Source organism: Kitasatospora sp. NRRL B-11411, from assembly GCF_000721345.1.
Taxonomy (GTDB): domain Bacteria; phylum Actinomycetota; class Actinomycetes; order Streptomycetales; family Streptomycetaceae; genus Kitasatospora; species Kitasatospora cineracea.
Genome location: NZ_JOGH01000023.1, coordinates 98,731 through 105,405 on the forward strand (window position 1 = coordinate 98,731; position 6,675 = coordinate 105,405).

Consider the following 6,675-nt stretch of genomic DNA (forward strand, 5'->3'; position numbering starts at 1 on the left):
CGCCCCGCACTGCCTAGAGTGCCAACCGCTGTACCGTCCGGGCCCCGCCCGGACCACCCCGACACCGCCGCGGCCGAGACCCCCGGGCTTTGGACCGCACCCCCACCCGAACGAGAGAAGCCAGCCATGCACCGGGCCCTGATCGTCGTCGACGTGCAGAACGACTTCTGCGAGGGCGGCAGCCTGCCCGTCGCCGGCGGGGCCGAGGTCGCGGCCGCGATCACCGACCTGATCGCCGAGTCCGCCCCCGGCTACGCCCACATCGTCGCCACCCGCGACCACCACATCGACCCCGGCCCGCACTTCGCCGCCGAGCCCGACTACGTCCGCTCCTGGCCCGCGCACTGCGTGGCCGGCACCGAGGGCGTGGGCTTCCACCCCAACTTCGCCCCCTCGGTGACCTCCGGCGCGGTCGAGGCGGTCTTCTCCAAGGGCGCGCACGCCGCCGCGTACAGCGGCTTCGAGGGCTTCGACGAGCACGGCGGCACCCTCACCGACTGGCTGAACGAGCGCGGCGTCACCGACGTCGACGTGGTCGGCATCGCCACCGACCACTGCGTCCGCGCCACCGCCCTGGACGCCGCCCGCGAGGGCTTCGCCACCCGCGTCCTGCTCGACCTGACGGCCGGCGTCGCCCCCGCCACCACCGCCGAGGCGCTGGACGAACTGCGCTCCGCGGGCGTCGAGTTGACCGGCACCCCGGTCGTCCGCAGCTGACGCGGCGTCAACTCCCGGCGCCTCAGCGCCCGGTGACCACCAGCTCCACCACGTTCTCGCCGCCGATCCCGTACGCCTCGGCCAACTCGCCGCCGACCGCGTCCCGTTCGGCGGCGAGCCGGGCGGAGCCGATGTACACCACCCGCACGCCCAGGTACTCCATCCGGTGCTGGCCGCCGCGCACCCAGGCCGCCTCGCCCTCGCTGACGCAGCGCAGCTCGGAGTCCACCTCCACCGCCACGGCCGCCTCCGGCCAGTACAGGTCCGGCACCGCGATGTAGGTGCCGCCGCGCATCCGCAGCTCCGGCCCGGGCAGCGGGACGGGCAGGCCCCGCTCCGCCGCCAGGGCCGTCAGCTCGGCGAACGCGGCCTCCCGGCGCGCCGCCAGCAGCTCGTCCACCGCCGCCCGCACCCGGGGCACCTCCAGCAGCCGCGCCTCGGCCAGCTCGGCCAGCAGCTCCGCCGCCGGGCAGCCGCCCTCGCGCTCCAGCGCCTCGCGCAGCAGTGCCCGCAGCAGCCCCGGGCCGACCCGGCCGGACTCGAACGCGCCCTGCTCGGCCCACTCGCTGATCGCGTCCGCCACCGCCCGGGCCACCGGGGCGACCGCCAGCCCGTGCACCGAGCGGGCCTCCAGCACCCGCCCGGTGCGCCGGATCCGCACCTGCCCGGCGTCCCGCAGCCGGCGCTGCCTGGGCACCAGCACCTCCACCCCGTGCACCGCGGGCAGCCGCGGCACCGACACGAACCCGTACAGCGCGAGCGCCGCCGCGCCGGTGATCACCGCACCCTCGCGGGCCCCGTCCCCGGCCGGCCCGTTCTGCGCCGCGTACAGCAGCGCGGCCCACATCCGCTGCTCGGGCGTCGGCGCGCCGTCCTGCAGCAGGTAGACCCGCGGCAGCAGCCGCTGCCAGGGGCCGCCGCTGCGGCAGTGCTCGCTCACCATCCGGGCCGGGACGCCGCGGGCGCGGAGCTGACTGGCCGTCACCACGTTCTGCTGGCGCCGGGCGAGTTCTTCGAGGGACACGGGCTGCTGCGGAATCCGGTAGCTCATGCCGTCCACGTTCCCCCTCGCCTCCGACACCCGGCGTCCGACCTGACGACCTGTTACGCAACCGTCGTCAAACCGGGACTGCTCCGCACTAAAGTCCGCATACCCTCACCCATTCGGCGTATCGGATGTTCACTCCGTTGCCGTAATAGATCGGACTTGTTTTCTACTATCCGATTTTCATCGGATCGACACAGCATTGCGATCCGACCGAGTCCGCGCCGCCGACCTGCGAAACCTGACCGGAAGTGATCGAGCCCACACCCAACGTCACGCCCGCTGGCGTCGGCGGCCGTCACGAATTGCCTACCATCGGGCACATGCCCCGCGACGAGTCATCAGCCCAGCGCGCCGCCCGACTACGCCTCGGCCGCCTGCCCGGCTACGTCCGCCAGCCGGATCCCGCCAGACGCGGCGGGGAGGACGGACGGACGTACAAGAAGGGCTGGGAAGTCCGTTTCACCGCGCGCAGCGAAGAAGAGATAACCGAGATCCGCGAGCTGGTCACCGCCGCCGGATTCGCCCCCGCCCGGCCCTTCTTCAAGGGCCACCAGCTCATCCAGCCGGTCTACGGCATCGCCGCGGTGCAGGCCTACCTGGCTGCCCGGGAGAGCGTCGAGGCCGCCGAGACCACCGCCCGGACCGACCCCCGGACCGACCCCCGCACCGCCGGCATTCCCGAGCAGACCCGCCGCGAACCCGACAGCGTGGCCGCCGCGGCGCGCGCCGCCGAGAGCGCGGCCGCCGAGGCCGCCGCCGGTGCCGCCGCCCGGGCCGCGGCACGCGCCGACGAGGCCGCCGGACGCCCGGACGGGACCGCGGCGCGGTCCGGCGCCGAAGCCGCCGCCCGGACCGCCGGGGGCGCGGGCGCCACCGTCCGGTTCGACGGGAACACCGCCGCCCGGTCGGCACGCGAGAACTGAGGACCGGGCCGGACCCGCCCAGCGCGAAGGTCCGGCCCGGGAGCGCGAAGGCCGTGAAGGGCTCCGGCCGGGCCCGCGAAACCCCTGACGCCCCCGGGGTCGCCGAGGCCCGCCAAAGGGCCCGCCTGCCCCGCTGGCAGGCTTCCTGACGGCACGTCAGCTCCTCCGCCCGACGCCGGGGCGCGGCACGACCGCGATCGGACGGCGATCCGGCTGCCGCCTCGGGCGTGATTCGGGCGCGACCCGACCCGACCGGGCCGGGGTCGGACCTGAGCCGAGCACGGACCGAGCCGGGCCGAACCGGAGCCGAGCCGGAGCCGAGCCGGGCCGAACCGGATCCGAGCCAGGGCCGAAGCGGGGCCGAGCCCGAACCTGGCCGCCTCCGCCGGAACACGGCCGGTACGGGGCGCGCGATCGTAGAGCGCGCTCCGACGGACGGTGAAAGTTTCGGGTTCCCGGGGGTGCCGCCGGGCGGGTGGTGGCGGTCGCGGGGCCGGTGGCCGGGGCGGTCCGGCCGGAACGGCGTGTGATGGTGGTCATGCCCGCGGTCCGGGATTCGCCCGTGAAGGTGAGGCTCGGCGCCGATTTCGCGTTCACCCGCAGGGCCTACAGCGGCGCACCAACTCCCTTGCGGCTGCCGCCGACACACCGCCTCCGACCAGCGATGATGCCCTCGGGGGCGCATCGGGTGGGCGGCATTTGCTGACGCGCCGTCACACAACGACCCGAATCAGGCCCACCCCCGGGCATCTCAGCAGACTTGTCACCCACAGCACCCGCCCGAGGGCCTAGAGTGAGCGCTGACGCTCCCCGTCCGGACCCAGATCGAGAGGCAGCTGATGTGACTGACCGTCATGTCCCGGCCGCAGACTCGGCATCCGCTGATCGATCCGCCGAACTTCCGTACGTGTCCGTCGAGTTCGCCGCCTTCTGCGAACTGCACGAACCGCGCTACCGGAGCTACGCCCGGGTCTGGTTCCAGGAGCCCGGCGCCGCCCACCGGGTGGTCCGGCTCGCCCTGCACGCGATCGCCGCGGTCTGGCCCACCGTCCTGGAGAGCCCCAATCCGGCCGCCGAGGCCTGGCAGATCCTCCGCGACACCGTCACCGAGCAGCACAACGGCACGGCCGGGGCCGCCGGGACCAGCGGGCTGCGCCCCGACATCGAGGGCGACGAGGACCTGGCGATCCTGCACTACGTGGTCGGCCTGGCCACGCCCGAGATCGCGGACGTGATGGGCGGCGACACCGCCAGCATCACCAGCCAGCTCCGCCAGACCCACCGGCGGCGCACCACCGACTGGTGAACCCGCCGGTCCCCCGCCCCCACCCGCACCCCCGTCAGCGCCTCCACCAGGGCGCACAGGGTCGCTTGCACGCCCCCTCGCTGCCTCGTCCGCCCGTGGCGTACCTCCGCACCCGGGGCGCACCCGCCCGGGCCGGTCGTACCCGGAGCACCGGTGATCGACATCACGCCGAGGCGCCCTACCCGCGCGGACGGAGGCGGCGAAGGATGGGGCCGTCCGATCATGGACTGCCCAGGGATCGCCCATGGACCACCCATGGGCCGCTCGTGGACCGCTCATGGGCCGTGACCTGCGACGCGAGCCGACCCGCCCCACCGGACCGAGACGGAGCCTCCGGATGTCCTTCGACCACGCCGTGGCCATGTTCCACCACCAGGCGGAGGCCTGCGCCGAGTTGGGCTCCCCGCTGTCCGCCGCCCTGCTGCGCCGGGCCGCCGGGGACCTGGCCGCCGGCGGTCCGTGCGCGGCGGCGATCGCCGGGCACGAGGACGCCCCCGGCCCGACCGCCGTCGCCCTGCGACTGCTCGGCGCCGTCCACGCCCTGGTGCTGTCCGGCCGGGCCCCCGACCTCGCCGCGCACTACCCCGACGCGGGCGGCCGCTTCGACCCCGCCGACCCGGACGCCCCCTGGCCGGCCTTCCGCGCCGCCGTCGCCGCCCACCTGCCGTTCGTCCGCGAGTGGCTCACCCGCCCGCCGCAGACCAACGAGGTCGGCCGCGCCAACCTGCTGCTCACCGGCCTCGCCTGGGCCCAGCACCAACTCGCCGCCCCCGCCGGCCCCGCCGCGCCCCCGCTGCCGGTACGGCTGTACGAGCTCGGCTCCAGCGCGGGCCTCAACCTCCTTGCCGAGCAGTTCCGTTGCGCCTCCGAGGGCTTCTCGTACGGCCCGCCGGACTCCCCCGTCGTCCTCGCCGACGCCTGGCGCGGCGAGCCGCCCGCCTGGCTGCGCGACGCCCCGCTCCAGCGGGTGACGGACCGGCGCGGCTGCGACCCGACCCCGATCGACCCGCGCTCCGCCGACGGCGCGCTGGCCCTGCGCGCCTACCTGTGGGCGGACCAACTCCCGCGCTCCCGGCGGCTGAACGGCGCCCTCGCCCTCGCCGCCCGGACGCCAGCCCCGGTCGAGGCGGTCGGCGCGGCCGCGTTCCTGCGCGGCGTCGAGACCGCGCCGGGCGCGCTGACCGTGGTCTGGCACTCGGTCATGCGCCAGTACGTCCCCGCCGAGGAATGGCGTTCCACAGCAGGCGAGTTGGACCGGCTCGCCGCCGCCTCGACCCCGTCCGCGCCGTTCCTCCACCTCGCCTTCGAACCCCGCCGGGTCGGCGACGGACACCGCTTCCTGCTCACCGCCCGCCTCGCCACCGGCCCCACCAGCACACTCGCCGAAGCCCTCCCGCACGGCCTGCCTGCCTGGACGCTGACGCCGGACGACCCCGCCCTCCACCAGCCGAACTGACCGACCGTCAACTCCCCTGCCGCTCACCGGTGACGTCGTACCGGTGGTGCACCACGTCGTGGACGGTGTAGCGGGAGAGGGACTCCACCGTGAACCGGGCACCGTCACCGCGCTGCCCGGCCCGCTGCCGACCGCCGGCCGGCACCGCCGCCTGGACGCCCGCCAGCCGCTCGGCCGCCAGCGCGATCTCACCGGCCACCACGGCCGGGTCCTGCTCCCGGTAGCGCTCCTCGACGGCGGTGGCGTCCTGGTCCCAGTCGGCGAACACCGGCCCGTCCTCGGCCAGCATCAGCCGCAGCCGCCCCTCGATCGTCCGGAACACGTCCCGGACGTGGCAGGCGTACTCCAACGGCGCCCACACCCCGGGAGCCGGACGCTCGCGCAGCCCCTCCACGCCACCGGCGCCGCCGCCGTCCAGCAGCGCCGTCCAGAACTCCGCGTTGGCCCGGACCAGGCCCGGCACCGCTTCGAAGAGCAGCGCGGAAGTGTCCAACCCGCAGTCGGCGCAGGGACGTTCGAGGACCCAGGTCCAGTCCTTGGTGTCAGGAGTGATCATGCCCCCAGGATCGCCGCCCCGCCCGCCACCCGGCCAGCAGCGGAAATGCCACCCACCCGCGAGATCCCGCCAACTCCCCCGCCCCGCTCAGCCCTCCAGCACCACGGCCAACCGCTCGGCGAGCTCGTTCATCCGCTCCGCCGGAACCGCCCGCTCCCCCGCCTTCAACAGCCCGAACACCCGCGGCCCGAGCCACTCCACCGGAAAGTCCTCCCCACGCGGCACCACGTGGAAGTGCACGTGCGCGAACCCCTCCGCCTCCCCGAACTGCGCCACGTACGCCTTCCGGCACCCCGTCACCACCTCCAGCGCCCGCGCCAACCTGACCTGCCACACCCCCAGCGACGCCGCCTCCGCCCCGCTCAGCTCCGCCATCGACTCCAGGTGCCGCCGGGGCAGCAGCACCAGCCACCCCGGCAACGCACAACCCACCGCGTGCACCACCCGCCAGTGCTCGTCCACCGCGATCCGCTCGTACCGCGGCAACCGCTCGAACTCGCCCTCCCGGGCACACGCGTAACACTCCACCCCATCACCCATACGACCGACCCTACCGACCCCCCTGCCCCACCACGTTCACCTCACACACCGCCGACGTCGGCACCAACCCCGGCACCACCCCCTCCAACACCCGCGCACACACCGCCCGCTCCTCCTCCCCCGCAGCCC

Annotated in this window: 7 protein-coding genes; 4 read left to right on the forward strand and 3 right to left on the reverse strand. The window is 75.2% G+C overall.

The window, feature by feature from the left end; genetic code table 11:
• Positions 1-126: 126 nt before the first annotated feature.
• Positions 127-717, forward strand: coding sequence for an isochorismatase family protein (locus IH44_RS0114230; RefSeq protein ID WP_030459890.1), 591 nt, complete (start codon positions 127-129; stop codon positions 715-717).
• A 22-nt stretch (positions 718-739) separates the two neighbouring features.
• Here the strand turns inward: IH44_RS0114230 and IH44_RS0114235 are convergent, their stop codons facing one another.
• Positions 740-1,768, reverse strand: coding sequence for a type IV toxin-antitoxin system AbiEi family antitoxin domain-containing protein (locus IH44_RS0114235; RefSeq protein WP_051816888.1), 1,029 nt, complete (start codon positions 1,766-1,768; stop codon positions 740-742).
• 317 nt (positions 1,769-2,085) lie between these two features.
• Between IH44_RS0114235 and IH44_RS0114240 the strand changes: the two genes are divergently transcribed.
• From IH44_RS0114240 to IH44_RS0114255, 3 genes are all read left to right on the forward strand, one after another.
• Entirely contained in the window at positions 2,086-2,688 is a 603-nt protein-coding gene (locus tag IH44_RS0114240; protein ID WP_030459892.1) for a hypothetical protein, read from the forward strand.
• A gap of 907 nt (positions 2,689-3,595) precedes the next feature.
• A complete protein-coding gene (locus IH44_RS42785; protein ID WP_051816889.1) occupies positions 3,596-3,994 on the forward strand; it encodes a hypothetical protein in 399 nt (132 codons plus the stop codon).
• A 337-nt stretch (positions 3,995-4,331) separates the two neighbouring features.
• Positions 4,332-5,450: a DUF2332 domain-containing protein gene (locus tag IH44_RS0114255; RefSeq protein WP_030459894.1), complete on the forward strand. Its 1,119-nt coding sequence runs from the start codon at positions 4,332-4,334 to the stop codon at positions 5,448-5,450.
• A 7-nt stretch (positions 5,451-5,457) separates the two neighbouring features.
• Here IH44_RS0114255 and IH44_RS45410 read toward each other — a convergent pair whose 3' ends face one another.
• Together IH44_RS45410 and IH44_RS0114265 are read right to left on the reverse strand one after the other, a co-directional pair.
• Positions 5,458-6,006, reverse strand: a complete 549-nt coding sequence (locus tag IH44_RS45410) for a DinB family protein (RefSeq protein ID WP_030459895.1) — start codon at positions 6,004-6,006, stop codon at positions 5,458-5,460.
• An 87-nt stretch (positions 6,007-6,093) separates the two neighbouring features.
• Positions 6,094-6,546 carry an HIT family protein gene (locus IH44_RS0114265; protein ID WP_030459896.1) on the reverse strand — a complete coding sequence of 151 codons (453 nt, stop codon included), beginning with the start codon at positions 6,544-6,546 and terminating at the stop codon, positions 6,094-6,096.
• Positions 6,547-6,675 lie beyond the last annotated feature (129 nt).

What these genes read in the sequence shown, in the direction of transcription:
- IH44_RS0114230 (WP_030459890.1), top strand. Translation starts at nt 127, where the DNA reads ATGCACCGGGCCCTGATCGTCGTCGACGTGCAGAACGACTTCTGCGAG.
- IH44_RS0114235 (WP_051816888.1), bottom strand. Translation starts at nt 1,768, where the DNA reads ATGAGCTACCGGATTCCGCAGCAGCCCGTGTCCCTCGAAGAACTCGCC.
- IH44_RS0114240 (WP_030459892.1), top strand. Translation starts at nt 2,086, where the DNA reads ATGCCCCGCGACGAGTCATCAGCCCAGCGCGCCGCCCGACTACGCCTC.
- IH44_RS0114255 (WP_030459894.1), top strand. Translation starts at nt 4,332, where the DNA reads ATGTCCTTCGACCACGCCGTGGCCATGTTCCACCACCAGGCGGAGGCC.
- IH44_RS45410 (WP_030459895.1), bottom strand. Translation starts at nt 6,006, where the DNA reads ATGATCACTCCTGACACCAAGGACTGGACCTGGGTCCTCGAACGTCCC.
- IH44_RS0114265 (WP_030459896.1), bottom strand. Translation starts at nt 6,546, where the DNA reads ATGGGTGATGGGGTGGAGTGTTACGCGTGTGCCCGGGAGGGCGAGTTC.